Source organism: Polaromonas sp. Polasp52 (assembly GCF_059491565.1).
In genome coordinates this window covers 3,759,222-3,772,900 of sequence record NZ_CP168513.1, presented here as the reverse complement: position 1 = coordinate 3,772,900, position 13,679 = coordinate 3,759,222, and the positions used below count along the sequence as shown (strand labels likewise).

Below are 13,679 nucleotides of genomic sequence, written 5' to 3'. Positions count from 1 at the left end.
TCCCTTTCCTCCCCAATTTCGCCCAACCACAGGTCCGCCATGAACTACGAACAAGCCCGATTCAACATGATTGAGCAGCAAATCCGCCCCTGGGAAGTGCTGGACAACCAGGTCCTTTCCCTGCTCGCCGTGGTCAAGCGCGAAGACTTCGTGCCGGCGGCCCACAAGGCCCTGGCCTTTGTCGACATGGAAATCCCGCTGCCGACCCAGGCCAACCCCAGCCAATGCATGCTGGCGCCCAAGGTCGAGGCCCGCATCCTGCAGGAACTGGCCGTGCAGAAGCACGAAAAAGTGCTGGAAATCGGCGCCGGCTCCGGCTACATGGCCGCCCTGCTGGCGCACCGCGCGCAGCAGGTGATCACGCTTGAAATCGACCCCACGCTGGCGCAGATGGCGCGCGACAACCTGCAGCGCGCCGGCGTCTACAACGCCGAGGTGCGCACCGGCGACGGTGCCGCCAAGCTGGCGCAGGCCGTTGCCGGCAACGACCCGCTGCGCGGCCCCTTCGACGTCATCGTGCTCAGCGGCTCGGTCGCCGAGGTGCCGGCCTCGCTGCTGTCCCTGCTCAAGGTCGGCGGGCGCCTGAGCGCCATCGTGGGCTTTGAGCCCGTGATGCGCGCCACCCTGGTCACGCGCGTGGCCGAAGACGCCTGGCGCACCACCCAGGCCTGGGACACCGTGGCGCCGCGCCTGCTGAACTTCCCCGAACCCTCGGCCTTCAGCTTCTGAATCTGAAGCCGGCGGTAACACCCGATCACGACACACCTGAAAGCGCCACCCATGGTTCCCCAGCTCAATCCCGCCGACTTCAGCGCCTGGCGCGACAACGCCGGCGCGGGCGCGCCCGCCCTGCCCGTGGTGCTCGACGTGCGCGAGCCCTGGGAACTGCAGACCGCCTCGGTCAAGGAAGACGGCTTCCGGCTGGTGCATATCCCGATGCGCGAAATTCCGGCTCGCCTGCCCGAGCTACAGGAGGCCGGCGCCGGCCAGCCTATCGCCTGCCTGTGCCACCACGGCATGCGCAGCCTGCAGGTGGCCAACTACCTGACGCAAAGCGGCTTCACCGAAGTCGTCAACCTGCAAGGCGGCATCAATGCCTGGTCGCAGCAGGTGGACCGCTCCGTGCCGGTGTACTGATCCCGTTTTTATTCGCCGATCCATTCATTTCTTCAGGACTCTTAAATGACCACGCCCAAGAAACCGCCGGCCCGCCCGGTGATGTTGCCCCTGTCGATTGCGGCCGCCGTGGCACTGCTGGCCATGGCCCCCCTGGCGCGAGCCCAGAGTCTCGTCGAGCTGTATGAATCGGCCCGCGCCTTCGACGCTTCTTACCAGTCGGCCAAGCTGCAGTACGACGCCAACCTCGCCAAGGCCGACCAGGCCAAGGCCGGCATCCTGCCGACGGCGGGCATCTCGGCCGGCGTGTCGCGCACCGCGTTTGAAAACACGGCCCCGGTGATAGACCGCAGCTTCAACACACAAAACGCCACGCTCAATCTCTCGCAGCCGCTGTACCGCCCGGCCAACTGGGCCACCTACCAGCAGGCGTCCCGGCAGGTGGACCTGGCCAAGGCCCAGCTGGAAACCGCCGACCAGGACCTGATCGTGCGCACCAGCCAGGCCTACTTCGACGTGCTGGCCGCGCAGGACACCCTGACCTTTGTGCGGGCCCAGAAAGCCGCGGTGGCCGAGCAGCTCGCCTCGGCCAAACGCAACTTCGAGGTCGGCACCTCCACCATCACCGACACCCGCGAAGCGCAGGCCCGCTACGACCTGGTGATCGCCCAGGAGCTCGCCGCCGAAAACGACCTGCGCGTCAAAAAAATCGCGCTGGACACCCTGGTCGGCAAGACCGAAACCCAGCCCAAGCCGCTGAGCAGCCCGGTCGGCCTGCCGACCATCACGCCGGCCGACGTCGACACCTGGGTGTCGCAGTCCGAACTCGTGCACCCCAGCATCCGCCAGGCGCAAAGCAATGTGGAGATCGCCGAGCTGGAGGTGAACAAGGCCGAAGCCGGCCACAAGCCCACGCTGGACGCCACGGCCAGCTACAACGTCACGCGCAACCCCTCGGGCACGGCCACCACCATTCCGCCCTTTGCCTTCCGCACCAACACCACGACGGTCGGCGTGCTGCTCAACGTGCCGCTGTTCGCGGGCTTTTCCACGCAGAACCGCGTGCGCGAAACCCTGTCGCTGCGCGACAAGGCCAAAAGCGACCTCGAAGGCGCGCGGCGCACCGTGGCGCAGGCCACACGCACCGCCTACTTCGGCGTGCAGTCGGGCCAGGGCCAGGTCAAGGCGCTGGAGGCGGCCGAGCTCTCAAGCCAGAGCGCGCTGGACGCCAACAAGCTGGGCTACCAGGTCGGCGTGCGCATCAACATCGACGTGCTCAACTCGCAAAGCCAGCTGTTCCAGACCAAGCGCGACCTGGCCAAGGCGCGCTACGACGTGCTGCTGGGCGACCTCAAGCTGCGCCAGGCCAACGGCACGCTGACGCCGGAAGACCTGCAGAAGATCAACGCGCTGCTGGCCCGGTAAACTCCGGCCAACCACTCCAACAAAGGCCCCCGCGCCGGGACCAGAATTTCCATGCTGATGCCTGTCGACAACAACGCGATTCCCCTGCCCATCGAAGCCGAACGCGTGCACGATGCGCCGGTCCACGTTCCCAAGGGCCCCAGCTTTGAGCTGATCGAGGAAACCACCTGGGAAGAACTCCAGCGCACGGGCCGCCGGCAGCCGTTTGACAAACCCGTGCTGGTCAAGGGCGGCATCCACCACTGGCCAGCCTGGAAAAAATGGTCGTTTGAATTCCTCGCCGACGTCTGCGCCGGCAAAGGCGCCGAGGTTCCCGTCAAGTTCACCGACGGCCTGGTCGAGCAAGGCGTGACCAAGGGGCGCCCTTTCCTGCCGGTCGCGCCCTACCTGCGGGAACTCGGCAAGGCCGCGCAGCGCACGCCCGACCCCATGGCCGGCCTCTTGCCCAAGCCGGTGCGCGACGGCTACAAACCCGGCGAGCGCTTTCACCTGAACTGGGCCCACATGCAGTCGTTCAAGCCGACGACCTTGTACCTGGCGCAGTGGGACATCCTCGAGAAATACCCCGAGCTGCGCCGCGACCTGCTCATCAAGAGCCTGTGGCCCGGCCGCATGACCTGGGAATACGTCTTCATGGGCCCGGCCAACACCGTGACCGGCCTGCACAACGATTTCCCGCACAACTGGTTTGTGCAGCTACAGGGCGTCAAGGAATTCATTCTTTTCTCGCCCGACCAGCGCCAGCACATGTGCCCGGCGGCCAAGTACGACTGGGGCGCCACGCTCAGCGACATCAACGTCTCGCGCCTGCCCGAACAGGTCCGCGAACTCGCCTCCTTCGAAAAAGCCCACGGCTACCATGCCCGCGTGGAAGCCGGCGACGCGCTGTTCATTCCCAAGCGCACCTGGCACTCGGTGGTCTCGGTGGAGCCTTCCATCAGCCTGGGCATGTTCGGCCTCACGCCCTGGGAAGTCGCCACCGGCGGCGCCTGGGCCACGCTGCGCGACTGGGCGCACCATCTGGGCCTCTACGCCCGGAACAATTGCACCTGCCACCAAAAGGTGTAGCCCCCACGGTCGCTCACTTCGTGTGCTCCCGAGGCCTTGCAGGCCGCGGCTCGCGAGACGCTTCGCCTCTGTCGCCCGTCCAAGCCTGCGCAGGCAGGCTTGGAGCCGCGGGCTCCAGCCCCTCGGGGGCCGCTGCGCCTGCGGTCTGGCAAAGCCAGTCCCCCGGCCCCTGCCTGGTTAAGGCAGAAAAACCTGCAGCGCAGCCAAGGTCCTGGCTGTGGCACCACGATTGCGGTCGGCAAAGGCCAGCCCCGCAGCCACCGCCGCGGCATGCGCGTCGGGCCTGTCCATCCACTTGCGCGCGGTGCGCACGCCCTGCTCCATGTCGACCACGCGGCGCGCCGCGCCGGCATCCACGGCGAGTTCGGCGGCTTCGGTGAAGTTAAAGGTATGCGGACCCATGACGACCGGGCAGCCGCAGGCCGCGGCCTCGATCAGGTTCTGGCCGCCCAGGGGCGCGAAGCTGCCGCCCAGCAAGGCGACGTCACTCATCGCGTAATAGAGAGCCATCTCGCCCAGCGAATCACCGAGCCACACATCGGCCTGCAGCGCCTCGCCGGTCGGGCCTCCTGCCGCGTCATCCCAGCCGGATCGGCGCGACACACGCAGGCCGCGCTGGCGCACCAGCGCCTCCACCTCGTTAAAGCGCTGCGGGTGGCGCGGCACCAGCAAAATCCTGAAGCGGCTTCCGGTCTCCTGCGGCGGGGCGTCCTCCGCCGGCGCATGTTCGGACTGGGCCATGGCGCTGATCTGTTGCAGGAACTGCTCCTCCTCGCCCTCGCGCGAGCTCGCGAACATCATCACCGGCAGTGCCAGCGCGCGGCGCCAGGCCTTGCCTTTTTCCTGCTGGGCGTCGTCCAGCGAGGCATCAAACTTGAGGTTGCCGAACACGCCGCTGACCGCCGCGCCGGCCTGGCGAAAGCGGCGCGCGTCGTCGTCCGTCTGCGCGTACACCGCCGACAGCGCGGCATAGGCCGGTACCGAGAGCGGCGACATCCTGAGCGCCTGCTTCAGCGATTTTTCGGACAGCCTCCCGTTGACCAGCGCCAGCGGCATGGCGCGCGCTTTCGCGGCGGCCACCAGGTTGGGCCAGATTTCGGTTTCCATCAGCAGGCCCAGGCGCGGCTTGAAGTGTTCAAAAAACCGCGCGACCACGCCTGGGCTGTCCCAGGGCTGCCAGACCTGCACGTCGCCGGGCTGCAGCAAGGCCACGCCCTCGGCACGCCCGGTGGCCGTGCCGTGCGTGAGCAGGATGCGCAGGCCTGGGTGGCGTTCACGCAAGGCCTTGAGCAACACGGCCGCCGCGCGGGTCTCGCCCAGCGAGACCGCATGCACCCAGACCAGTTCGGAACGGGCTTCGGCCGGCTGCGTGTAGCGGCCGAAGCGCTCTTCGACCGCCTCCAGGTAACCGGGCTCCTGCTTGGCGCGGCGCGCCAGCTTGCGGCGCAGCAGCGGCTGCCCGCAGAACATCAGCAGCGAATAAAGTTTCAGGGCCAGCGTGCTCATGCGGCGGCCCCGGCCGTGCTACAGGCCAGCCAGGCCTGCCAGACGGCTTCGACACCCGGCGCGGGCTGCGCGAACACGCTGACTTGCCGGCCGCCGTGGCCCAGCGCATCAGGCCCGGTGCGCCAGGCGGTGTCGAAGTTGTAGATCTGCACATGCGGCAGGTCCAGCGCGACGGCGATATGGCTCACACCGCTGTCCACGCCGATCACGCCCGTGCATTGCGCGAGTTCTTCGGCCAGCGCGTCCAGCGCCAGCGCGGGTGGCACCAGGGCCGACCCCGCCGCCGCACCGTTCAGCGCCGCGGCCATCGCCTCGCTGGCGGCCCGCTCCGCGGCATCGCCGTGCGGCAGCATCAACTGGTAGCCGGCCGTGTTCAGGCGCTGGCCCAGTGCGACCCAGTGGCTCAAGGGCCATTCCTTGTCGGCGCGCGAAGTGCCGTGGATGAAGGCGATACGGCCCTTGGGGAAGTGCTCATGGGTCTTTGCGGGTGCCGCAGCCACTTTCAAGCCAAAATCAGCGGCGGCCGCAAAGCGGTAGCCCAGCGCACGCGCGGCAAGTTCACGCGAACGCCGCACCGCATGGATGTGCGGCTCCACCGCAATCGCCACATCGGCCACCCAGCGCGTGGGCGCTTCATAGCCCGAGCCGTCGGTCTGGTTGGCCAGGGCATAACGTTTGCCGCCTGGCGCCAGCCGGGCCAGCCGCGCCACCAGGGCGGACTTGGTCAGGCCTTGCAGGTCGATCACGGCGTCATAGGCCTCTTGCTGCAAGTCGTGCTTGAAGGCACGCCAGGCCTGGCGCGTGGCGGCCGTCCAGAAGGATTTGCGCCAGCGCCGTATCTCGCAGGGAATCACACGGTGCAGGCCTTCGCTGCGCGCCAGCAAGGAGGCGAAGGACTTCTCCACCACCCAGTCAATTTGCGCATCCGGCAAGGCCGCGCGTATGTCCTGGACCACCGGCAGGGTATGCACCACGTCACCGAGAGAGGACAGCTTGACCAGGAGAATTTTCATGAGAGGCCATTCTATGGCCCCAGGACATGGCCCCACGCTCCCCCACTGCGTGTGGGTCGCTGCCCCCCGAGGGGGCCGCTGCGCCTGCGGCCCGGCAAAGCCGGTTCCGCGGCCCCGGCTAGCATGAAGAGTTCAGGGCGTAACTAGCGGGGTACCCACCAGTGGGGGCCGAGGGTCCGGCTTCGCCGGCCCCAGGCGCCGCCCCCTGGAAGGGGGGAACAGGCTACACGAAGTGAGCCTGGACGGGGGTGGGCGTATTTAATGCGCCGCGGCCGCCAGGCTGGCGTCGGGTTTGACGCTGCGTAGCAAGGCCAGCATATCGGCCTCTATGCGCTCCATGGCCTGCTGGGTATGGCCCTCAAAGCGCAGCACCAGCACCGGTGTAGTGTTGGACGCGCGTATCAGGCCAAAGCCGTCGGGCCAATCCACGCGGACCCCATCAATCGTGGAAATCTTCGCCGGCGCCGCAAACTTGGCCGATTTGATCAAAGCCTCCACCACGGTATGCGGCTCGCCTTCCTTGCAGGCCACATTGAGTTCGGGCGTGCTGAAGCTGGTGGGCAAGGCATTGAGCACGATGCCGGCGTCGGGTACGCGGCTCAAAATCTCGAGCAGGCGGGCGCCGGCATAGGTGCCGTCGTCAAAACCGTACCAGCGCTCCTTGAAGAAGATGTGGCCGCTCATCTCGCCGCCCAGCGGCGAGCCGACTTCCTTCATCCTGGCCTTGATCAGCGAATGGCCGGTCTTGTACATCATGGGCACGCCGCCGGCGGCCTCGATCTCGGGCGCCAGGCGCTGCGAGCATTTCACGTCGAACAAAATCGTGGCGCCCGGCTCGCGCGAGAGCACGTCGCGCGCGAACAGCATCATCTGCCGGTCGGGGTAGATGTTCTGGCCGTCCTTGGTGACGATGCCCAGCCGGTCGCCGTCGCCGTCAAAGGCCAGGCCCAGTTCAGCATCGCCGCTTTGCAGGGCCTTGATCAGGTCCTGCAGGTTCTCGGGCTTGCTCGGGTCCGGGTGGTGGTTGGGAAAGTTGCCGTCCACTTCGCTGAAGAGCTCGGTGACTTCGCAGCCCAGCGCGCGAAAGATCGCGGGGGCCGAAGCGCCGGCAATGCCGTTGCCCGAATCGACAACGATCTTCATCGGGCGTTCCAGCTTGATGCCCGAGACGATGCGATCGCGGTAGGCCGTGCCCACGTCGACCTGGCGTATGCTGCCGCCCTGCGCGGGCAGCACCCAGTCTTCACCTTCAATGACGCGGCGCAGCGCCTGGATGTCCTCGCCGTAGATCGCGCGGCCGGCCAGCACCATCTTGAAGCCGTTGTAGTCCTTGGGGTTGTGGCTGCCGGTGACCTGTATGCCGGAGCCGGCCAGCGTGCTGGCGGCGAAGTAGAGCATGGGCGTGGTCACCATGCCCACATCGATCACGTCAATGCCGGTGGCGGCCAGGCCGCGCATCAGCGCCGCGCTCAGCGAAGGCCCGCTGAGCCGGCCGTCGCGGCCCACGGCCACGGCTTTTTCGCCCTCGGCCAGCGCCGCCATGCCAAAAGCCTTGCCCAGGGCCTCGGCCATCGTTTCATGGATGGTGGACGGCACGACGCCACGTATGTCATAGGCCTTGAAGATGGACGGGTTGATTTGCATCGGGGGCGGTTCCTGGAGGGTGCGGGAATGGGTTCGCAAGCGGATTCATTGTAGGTGGCGACCCCGCCGCTTCCTGTAGGCGGCAGCCGTTTCCGGCCAGTCCGTTCAGACTATTGCGGGGCTTCCCCAAAACGCCGAAAGCCCGCTGAAAACCGCCAAAAAGCAGGGCCACGGCGGCCCCAGGGACATGTCCGAAAACGGCCAGTCAAAACCAGCCCGCGGCGTATCATTTCTTCCATGGACCGCGACAACACCCCTCTGGCCGACAACGACCGCTACCTCGCCCTGAAGGCGCGCGATGCGCGTTTTGACGGCAGCTTTTTCACCGGCGTGACCTCCACCGGCATTTATTGCCGGCCGGTCTGCAGCGTGAAAACGCCCAAGCGCGAGAACTGCCGTTTCTTCCACCATGCGGCCCAGGCCGAGAACGCCGGCTTTCGCCCCTGCCTGCGCTGCCGGCCCGAGCTGGCACCGCATTCGGTGGTGTGGTCCATCCAGGATGCTTCCTACATCCTGGCCCACCAGGCGGCGCGCCTGCTCGACGAGCCCGAGGTCTGGGCCGGCGAAGCCCCCTCGGTCGACAAACTCGCGACACGCCTGGGCGTGAGCGACCGCCATGTGCGGCGCATCTTCGAGGCGCAGTTCGGCGTCTCGCCCATGCAGTATTTGCAGACACACAGGCTGCACACCGCCAAACAGCTGCTGGCCGACACCGACCTGCCGATCACGCAGATCGCGCTGATCAGCGGCTTTGCCAGCGTTCGCCGCTTCAACGCGGCTTTTGTCGAACACTACAAACTCAACCCCACGCAGCTGCGGCGCCAGGGGCCCGAGCGCAGCGGCAAGGTCGGCGAAGGCTCCACCATACGGCTGGGCTACCGCCCACCCTACGATGTGCAGGCCATGCTGGCTTTTTTCAGCAAACGCTGCATCAGCGCCATTGAGTTCATCGATGCGGAGGCGGACATGCCCTGCCTGGGCCGGACCTTGAGCATCGAATCGGGCGGCAAGCACCACACGGGCTGGCTGCTGGCGAGTTTTGAGCAAGAGCGTTCGCGCCTGGTGCTGCGCGTGAGCGACTCGCTGCGCGAAGTGCTGCCGCTGGTGATACGCCGCGTGCGCACCACCTTTGACCTGGACGCCGACCCGACGGCCATCAACGGCGTGCTGCATGCGGCCTTCCCCGACGGCGACGGCCTGCGTGTGCCGGGCGCACTGTGCGGCTATGAACTCGCGGTGCGCGCCGTGCTGGGCCAGCAGATCACCGTGGCTGCCGCACGCACCCTGGCCCAGCGCATGGTGGACCGTTTCGGCGAAGCGGTGGAAACGCCTTGGCCCCAGCTGACGCGGCTCTTCCCCGCCCCCGCCGTGCTGGCGGCCGCCAGCGGCGACGCGCTGGGACAGCTGGGCATCGTCAAGCAGCGCCAGGCCGCGATTGTGGGCATTGCCCAGGCGGTGGCCGACAAGCGCCTGCAGCTGCACAGCGGCGCCGACGTGAACGCCACACTGGCCACGCTCAAGGAACTGCCCGGCATAGGCGACTGGACCGCGCAGTACATCGCCATGCGCGCACTGCGCTGGCCCGATGCCTTTCCGGCGGGCGACGTGGCACTGCACAAGGCCCTGGACGTGCAGGGCCGAAAGAACCCGGCCCGCGAAGCGGAACTCGCTTCAGCGGCCTGGAAACCCTGGCGCAGCTATGCCGTGATACGCGCCTGGAGCGGCACGCTGGAGCGCCCCGGCTGACGGCGATTCATGCGTGAGCGGAATGAATGCGGCGCCTCGATTTCATTGGACGGTTCAGCGCCCCGGCGCGAACATCGCCGGTGGATGATCGAGCCGGTCTTTGCCGCGGAAGACAAGGGAAGCCCAAGCCACCTCATTAGGACTCAAAAAGACCTGATAAGGCAGACACTCGAAACCATTCAAAAGGTGAACAAGATGAAATTCGACAACTCCATCGTCCAGACGACCTTTCACAGCCCCCTGGGGGAAATGATCATCGCCGCCACCGACAAAGGCCTGGCCGGCGTGTGGTTTGCCGGCCAGCGGCATTTGCCGCCGCAGCTGGTGAAACCCTATGTGTGGCGCGAAGACCCGGGGCACCCGGTGCTCAGGCAAACCATCACGCAGCTGACGGAATACTATGCCGGCACGCGCACGGAATTTGACCTGCCGCTGGACCTGGGCCACGGCACGGCCTTCCAGCAGTCGGTGTGGCAGGCCTTGCTGGCCATCCCGCAGGGCGGCACCCTGAGCTACGGCCAGGTGAGCCAGCGCATAGGCAAACCCGAGGCGGTGCGCGCCGTGGGCGCCGCGGTAGGCCGCAACCCGGTCAGCGTCATCGTGCCCTGCCATCGTGTGCTGGGCGCCGACGGTTCGCTCACGGGTTATGCTGGCGGGCTGCACCGCAAAACCGCCTTGTTGAAACTCGAAGGCGCACTTCAGGAGAACATGCTGTGAGTTCCAGTCCTTCCGGCATCGCCGCGCCCGTGGGCGCGGTGGCCGCCCGACCCAAGAGCTGGGTCGCCGATTTTGTGATGCTGGCCGCCATCTGGGGCTCGTCCTTTCTGTTCATGCGCATCAGCACGGTGGAGTTCGGCCCGCTGCCGACCGCTGCCGTGCGCGTGGCCATCGCCGCGCTGTTCCTGCTGCCCATCGTGTGGCTGCGCGGCCTGCTGCCCGAGTTGAAGCAGAACTGGAAAAAGATTTTTTTCATCGGCGTGCTCAACTCGGGCATTCCCTTTGCGTGTTTTTCCTTCGCGCTGCTGTCCATCACCACGGGCCTGTCGGCCATCCTCAATGCCACCGTGCCCATGTTCGGCGCGCTGATCGCCTGGCTGTGGCTCAAGGACAAGCCCAATGGCTCGCGCATCCTGGGCCTCATCGTTGGTTTTGCCGGCGTCGCCATGCTGGCCTGGGACAAAGCCACCTTCAAGCCCGATGCCTCGGGCGTGGCGCCGGGCTGGGCCGTGCTGGCCTGCCTGTTTGCCTGCCTTTGCTACGGCATCTCGGCCAGCTACACCAAACGCTACCTCTCGGGCATGCCGCCGCTGGTCACGGCGGCCGGCAGCCAGATAGGCGCGACCCTGGGCCTGGCCCTGCCCGCCGCGTGGCTGTGGCCCGCGCAGATGCCGGGCGCACACGCCTGGCTGGCACTGCTGGCCGTGGGCGTGGTCTGCACCGGCCTGGCCTACATCCTGTTCTTCCGCCTGATTGAAAACGCCGGCCCGCCGCGCGCACTCTCGGTCACCTTCCTGGTGCCGGTGTTCGCCGTGATCTATGGCGTGATCTTCCTCGGCGAGCATGTGACGGCCTGGATGGTGGTCTGCGCCGTGGTGATTGTGATTGGCACGGCGCTCTCGACCGGCTTGCTCAAGCTGGGCCGCAAACCTCAGCAGCAGAAGGCATGACGTCGGCTCGCAAGACCAAGCTCAAGATCAAGCTGGCCGCGCCCAAGCCGCGTAACCCCTTGGTGGCGGCAGCGGCGCAGCGCAAGGCCGGTTCGCACCGCAAGTCCGAAGCAAGCCTGCGCAAGAAAGAAAAGATGGCGCTCAAGAAGCAGCTGTTTCAGCTGTAATACGCCGTCATGCGCGTGTCGCCCGAGCTGGGTGAGAATCGGGGCTCCATCAACCTGGTTCACACAACAAGGGCGACTCACATGCTGCAGTTTCATGCTTCCAGCCAGACCGGACGCGCTACCACTTCCATGGCTTCAACAACAGGCCTGCGTGCCCTGCTCACGGGCCTCTGCCTGCTGGCCTGCCTGGGCAGCGCACAAGCCCAGGACTCGCTCGATGCGATGGTCAGCGCGCAAGCCAAGGAAGCCGGCTTTCCCGCACTGGCCGCCGCGGTGGTCAGCAAGGGCCAGCTCATGGCCGTGGGCACAGGCGGCACGCGCCGTGTAGGCACCACCATCCCCGTCACGCACCAGGACCGTTTTCATATAGGTTCGGACACCAAGGCCATGACCTCCCTGCTGGCCGCCATGATGGTGGAGGCCGGCAAGCTGCGCTGGGACAGCACGTTTGAGCAGGTCTTTCCCGAACTCGCCGCCGGCATGGATGCCGGTGTCAAACGCGTCACGCTGACCCAGCTGCTGTCGCACACCAGCGGCCTGCCTTCGGACAACGCGGACTTTGACGCGCTGCTGGCCAAGGTGGTGTTCCAGCCGGGTAACCTCAACGACCAGCGCTACTGGATGGTCCAGCAGACCGTCACCAAACCACTGGCCCGGGAGCCCGGCGCGTCCTTTGCCTATTCCAACCTCGGCTACACCCTGGCCGGCGCCATGATTGAGCGTGTGGGCGAAAAATCCTGGGAAGAGCTGATCACGGAGCGCGTGTTCACGCCGCTCAAGCTCACGAGCGCCGGCATAGGCCCGCAAGCCACGCTGGGCCGCATAGACGCGCCGCTGGGCCATGCCGTGGTCGACGGCAAGCTCAAGGCCATGATCGGCGGCCCCGAAGCCGACAACCCGCTGGTCATCAGCCCGGCCGGCACCGCCCACATGTCGGTGCTGGATTTTGTGCAGTGGGGCAGCTGGATGGCGGGGCAAGGCAAACGCGCGCCCTTCCTGGTCAAGCCCGAAACCATGAAAAAACTCGTGACGCCCGTGGTCTCCATGTCGGCCGCCTCGACCGCCTCCACCACGGTGTCGGGCGCGGCGCAGTACGCGCTGGGCTGGGGCTCCACCCAAATGGCCTGGACGCCCTACCCCGTCGCTTTCCATGGCGGCTCCAACAATATGAACAAGGCCTATATCTGGGTGGACACCGAACGCGACGCGGCCATCGTCGTCATGGCCAATGTGGCGACGCCGAATACCGACGATGTGATGCAGAAGCTGGCCGGCAACCTCTATGCGCGTTATGTGAGCCCGGCGAAGTAGATCGGGATATATTGGCGTGGTTTGACAGCCCCACACTACGGAGGAAAGCATGAGCGACACAATTTGGGTCCGCAGAAAGTCCAGGGTCGGCACCGATGATTCAGGCGACGACTACGACCACTCGCTGTTTTGCAAGGCTTCTGAAGCACTCGATGAACTCGCCAAAAGCCTGGGTGTGCGTGCGCTGTCGGACTTCATCGACACCACCGACATGCAGTACAACTTTTCCGAGGACGATCTCCCCGAATCGTGGATTGCCGAAAACGAAAAGTGGTTTGCGCCCGCCGATGCCTTGCCCTCGCTCACCAAAATCATCGAGCGTTTGAAATCAGGCGAAGTCAAAGGCATCAAGGAAAAGCTGCGCCCCGAACTCATCGAGGAACTGGAAGACTGCCTGGCCAAGGTATCCGAGGCCGAGCAGGAGGCGGACCAGTTCCATTTTTGCCTGGTGATGTAAGGCCAGGGCCCACCAATGCCGCCCTACGCGCCGCCGTCCGTGCTTGAGCCGTCCCTGCGCGCCCTGCAGGACTATATGCACCGCTTCTACCCGGACCGCGCCCACAGCGATCCCATCCCCCTCGACTTCTGGACGGTCGCCGACGACGAGCTGTTCCTGGAAATCCTTGGCTATATGCCCCTGCATATCAGCGAAGAGGCGCAGGGCAGGATTGCCGAATGGCCTGTCGCCTTTCAACTTGCATTTCCGATCTTCTGGCTGGAAGACGACTATGAGTTCAACGGCTGGACCGCACTGACCAACGCGGGCGAGGATCTTCTTCAACGCGCGGTGGACGCCTATGAGCGGATCGGCATGCATTCCGAAGCGCAAGCCCTTGCCAAGGCATTGGTATCGGTTCGGAAAGCACCTGCCGATGAAGAGGCTGCCGAGCGAGCATACAAGTCGGTTCCGAATCCGTATGCGGATGATGAAGCCAAGTTCGAGGAGCTGCTGCGCTTCTTTCGCAGTAATCCGCAGCTTTGGCAGGAAACGCATCAGCCCTGAACCACCCATCGGG

At 66.0% G+C, this 13,679-nt stretch carries 14 protein-coding genes; 11 read left to right on the top strand and 3 right to left on the bottom strand.

Going from position 1 to position 13,679, the window contains the following annotated elements; genetic code table 11:
- Positions 1 to 39: 39 nt before the first annotated feature.
- From ACEN9P_RS17690 to ACEN9P_RS17675, 4 genes are read left to right on the top strand one after another with little or no spacing between them, the layout of a single operon-like run.
- Positions 40 to 729, top strand: a complete 690-nt coding sequence (locus ACEN9P_RS17690) for a protein-L-isoaspartate O-methyltransferase family protein (protein ID WP_495619998.1) — start codon at positions 40 to 42, stop codon at positions 727 to 729.
- Between the two features lie 51 nt (positions 730 to 780).
- Positions 781 to 1,137 carry a rhodanese-like domain-containing protein gene (locus tag ACEN9P_RS17685; protein WP_007865951.1) on the top strand — a complete coding sequence of 119 codons (357 nt, stop codon included), beginning with the start codon at positions 781 to 783 and terminating at the stop codon, positions 1,135 to 1,137.
- Between the two features lie 45 nt (positions 1,138 to 1,182).
- Complete coding sequence (locus ACEN9P_RS17680; protein ID WP_477660644.1) at positions 1,183 to 2,541, top strand: TolC family outer membrane protein; 1,359 nt, start codon at positions 1,183 to 1,185, stop codon at positions 2,539 to 2,541.
- 51 nt (positions 2,542 to 2,592) lie between these two features.
- Positions 2,593 to 3,609, top strand: coding sequence for a cupin-like domain-containing protein (locus ACEN9P_RS17675; protein WP_477660643.1), 1,017 nt, complete (start codon positions 2,593 to 2,595; stop codon positions 3,607 to 3,609).
- A gap of 177 nt (positions 3,610 to 3,786) precedes the next feature.
- On the opposite strand, the gene ACEN9P_RS17670 is transcribed toward ACEN9P_RS17675, so the two are convergent.
- The 3 genes from ACEN9P_RS17670 to ACEN9P_RS17660 form a co-directional block, all read right to left on the bottom strand.
- A complete protein-coding gene (locus ACEN9P_RS17670) occupies positions 3,787 to 5,115 on the bottom strand; it encodes a 3-deoxy-D-manno-octulosonic acid transferase (RefSeq protein WP_477660642.1) in 1,329 nt (442 codons plus the stop codon).
- Entirely contained in the window at positions 5,112 to 6,128 is a 1,017-nt protein-coding gene (gene waaC / locus ACEN9P_RS17665) for a lipopolysaccharide heptosyltransferase I (RefSeq protein WP_495619997.1), read from the bottom strand. The genes ACEN9P_RS17670 and waaC overlap by 4 nt, the downstream gene beginning before the upstream one ends.
- 258 nt (positions 6,129 to 6,386) lie before the next feature.
- The gene (locus ACEN9P_RS17660; RefSeq protein WP_495619996.1) at positions 6,387 to 7,772 is read right to left on the bottom strand and encodes a phosphomannomutase/phosphoglucomutase; all 1,386 of its coding nucleotides are present in this window, start codon (positions 7,770 to 7,772) and stop codon (positions 6,387 to 6,389) included.
- A 237-nt stretch (positions 7,773 to 8,009) separates the two neighbouring features.
- Here ACEN9P_RS17660 and ACEN9P_RS17655 point away from each other — a divergent pair, with 237 nt between their 5' ends.
- The 7 genes from ACEN9P_RS17655 (at position 8,010) to ACEN9P_RS17625 (ending at position 13,666) form a co-directional block, all read left to right on the top strand.
- Positions 8,010 to 9,518, top strand: a complete 1,509-nt coding sequence (locus tag ACEN9P_RS17655) for a DNA-3-methyladenine glycosylase 2 family protein (protein ID WP_495619995.1) — start codon at positions 8,010 to 8,012, stop codon at positions 9,516 to 9,518.
- A 195-nt stretch (positions 9,519 to 9,713) separates the two neighbouring features.
- Entirely contained in the window at positions 9,714 to 10,235 is a 522-nt protein-coding gene (locus ACEN9P_RS17650; protein WP_495619994.1) for a methylated-DNA--[protein]-cysteine S-methyltransferase, read from the top strand.
- The gene (locus tag ACEN9P_RS17645) at positions 10,232 to 11,185 is read left to right on the top strand and encodes a DMT family transporter (RefSeq protein ID WP_495619993.1); all 954 of its coding nucleotides are present in this window, start codon (positions 10,232 to 10,234) and stop codon (positions 11,183 to 11,185) included. Before ACEN9P_RS17650 ends, ACEN9P_RS17645 begins: the two co-directional genes overlap by 4 nt.
- Complete coding sequence (locus tag ACEN9P_RS17640) at positions 11,182 to 11,352, top strand: hypothetical protein (RefSeq protein ID WP_175456055.1); 171 nt, start codon at positions 11,182 to 11,184, stop codon at positions 11,350 to 11,352. The genes ACEN9P_RS17645 and ACEN9P_RS17640 overlap by 4 nt, the downstream gene beginning before the upstream one ends.
- A 129-nt stretch (positions 11,353 to 11,481) precedes the next feature.
- Positions 11,482 to 12,663: a serine hydrolase domain-containing protein gene (locus tag ACEN9P_RS17635; protein WP_495619992.1), complete on the top strand. Its 1,182-nt coding sequence runs from the start codon at positions 11,482 to 11,484 to the stop codon at positions 12,661 to 12,663.
- A gap of 49 nt (positions 12,664 to 12,712) precedes the next feature.
- Positions 12,713 to 13,120, top strand: a complete 408-nt coding sequence (locus ACEN9P_RS17630; RefSeq protein WP_477660635.1) for a hypothetical protein — start codon at positions 12,713 to 12,715, stop codon at positions 13,118 to 13,120.
- A gap of 15 nt (positions 13,121 to 13,135) precedes the next feature.
- Complete coding sequence (locus tag ACEN9P_RS17625) at positions 13,136 to 13,666, top strand: DMP19 family protein (RefSeq protein ID WP_495619991.1); 531 nt, start codon at positions 13,136 to 13,138, stop codon at positions 13,664 to 13,666.
- Positions 13,667 to 13,679 lie beyond the last annotated feature (13 nt).

Excerpts from the sequence above, each read along its gene's own strand:
- ACEN9P_RS17690 (WP_495619998.1), top strand. The coding sequence starts at position 40 with ATGAACTACGAACAAGCCCGATTCAACATGATTGAGCAGCAAATCCGC.
- ACEN9P_RS17685 (WP_007865951.1), top strand. The coding sequence starts at position 781 with ATGGTTCCCCAGCTCAATCCCGCCGACTTCAGCGCCTGGCGCGACAAC.
- ACEN9P_RS17680 (WP_477660644.1), top strand. The coding sequence starts at position 1,183 with ATGACCACGCCCAAGAAACCGCCGGCCCGCCCGGTGATGTTGCCCCTG.
- ACEN9P_RS17675 (WP_477660643.1), top strand. The coding sequence starts at position 2,593 with ATGCTGATGCCTGTCGACAACAACGCGATTCCCCTGCCCATCGAAGCC.
- ACEN9P_RS17670 (WP_477660642.1), bottom strand. The coding sequence starts at position 5,115 with ATGAGCACGCTGGCCCTGAAACTTTATTCGCTGCTGATGTTCTGCGGG.
- waaC (WP_495619997.1), bottom strand. The coding sequence starts at position 6,128 with ATGAAAATTCTCCTGGTCAAGCTGTCCTCTCTCGGTGACGTGGTGCAT.
- ACEN9P_RS17660 (WP_495619996.1), bottom strand. The coding sequence starts at position 7,772 with ATGCAAATCAACCCGTCCATCTTCAAGGCCTATGACATACGTGGCGTC.
- ACEN9P_RS17655 (WP_495619995.1), top strand. The coding sequence starts at position 8,010 with ATGGACCGCGACAACACCCCTCTGGCCGACAACGACCGCTACCTCGCC.
- ACEN9P_RS17650 (WP_495619994.1), top strand. The coding sequence starts at position 9,714 with ATGAAATTCGACAACTCCATCGTCCAGACGACCTTTCACAGCCCCCTG.
- ACEN9P_RS17640 (WP_175456055.1), top strand. The coding sequence starts at position 11,182 with ATGACGTCGGCTCGCAAGACCAAGCTCAAGATCAAGCTGGCCGCGCCC.
- ACEN9P_RS17635 (WP_495619992.1), top strand. The coding sequence starts at position 11,482 with ATGGCTTCAACAACAGGCCTGCGTGCCCTGCTCACGGGCCTCTGCCTG.
- ACEN9P_RS17630 (WP_477660635.1), top strand. The coding sequence starts at position 12,713 with ATGAGCGACACAATTTGGGTCCGCAGAAAGTCCAGGGTCGGCACCGAT.
- ACEN9P_RS17625 (WP_495619991.1), top strand. The coding sequence starts at position 13,136 with ATGCCGCCCTACGCGCCGCCGTCCGTGCTTGAGCCGTCCCTGCGCGCC.